Below are 917 nucleotides of genomic sequence, written 5' to 3' on the forward strand. Positions count from 1 at the left end.
CGAGGTCGCCGAGCACTTGGTAGGCGACCTGTTCCGAGGGGCTGCCGAGGAACTCGGCGTCGATCAGTCTCTGCGCCTGGTTCCACTTCTCCGCCACGACCAGGCGGCGGATCTCGTCCAGGTGCTTCACGGCGTCGGGACGGGCGTAGTCGTGCGGGCCGCCGGCCCACAGGCTGTCCTCGTTGAGCTGGAGCCGTTCGGTGTCCGTGCCGCCGAAGACCATGGCGCCGAGCCGGCCGTTGCCGACCGGCAGTGCCTCCAGCCACTCCCCCGCCGGGGCCTGGTACCACAGCCGCATCGGATTGGGTTCACCGCCGGATTCCGGCGCGGCCGATCCGGTGGCGTCCGCCGCCTCGGGCGCGGCGTGTGCGGCGCCGGCGCTCAGCGCGGTCGCCGCCGCGGATGCCCCGGCCGCGGCCAGGACGTTTCGTCGGGACAACTCGGGCATGGAATGCCTCCAGGTACGTCGTGAGAGCGGTCTGGTGCTGTGCTTTCGGCACGGGCCGGAGGGCCCGGCGCGGGTCCGCCGCCGCGTCGAGGCTTCGCGCAGCAAGCGCGGGATCGGACGCCGGACGGCCGCGGACGGGCGGCGCGCCTTGTGCGCTCACCGCACCCCGGGCAGCGGTTCGGGACACACGCTGCCCGGGGGGCTCATCGGATGCGGTCGCTCAGAGACCACTCACTGGGTGTCGCCGTCGGGCAAGGGGTAGGGGAAGTCGCCGGTGACGCCGATCTTGTCGTACTGCATCTTGGACGCGTCGTAACCGTTCTCCCAGTTGGCGTTCTTGACGTCGTTGCACTGATAGCTCTGGTACGACTGGTCGGTGGTCTTGCCGACCTCGATGTCCTCGAAGCTGAAGCCGCAGCCGCCGGCGTCCATGTGGATGCCGCGCGTGCCGCTGTCGGGCATCGAGGCG

At 71.2% G+C, this 917-nt stretch carries 1 protein-coding gene and 1 pseudogene; both read right to left on the reverse strand.

Annotated elements, in window-relative coordinates; genetic code table 11:
* Positions 1 to 448: glycoside hydrolase N-terminal domain-containing protein (locus tag BZY54_RS40755; RefSeq protein ID WP_208640925.1), on the reverse strand; the 448-nt coding region annotated here is incomplete at its 3' end.
* Between the two features lie 231 nt (positions 449 to 679).
* A pseudogene (locus BZY54_RS40760) lies at positions 680 to 917 on the reverse strand (right-handed parallel beta-helix repeat-containing protein); the annotation flags it as partial.

This window comes from Streptomyces carpinensis, from assembly GCF_002154505.1.
In the GTDB taxonomy this organism is placed as follows: Bacteria; Actinomycetota; Actinomycetes; order Streptomycetales; family Streptomycetaceae; genus Streptomyces; species Streptomyces carpinensis.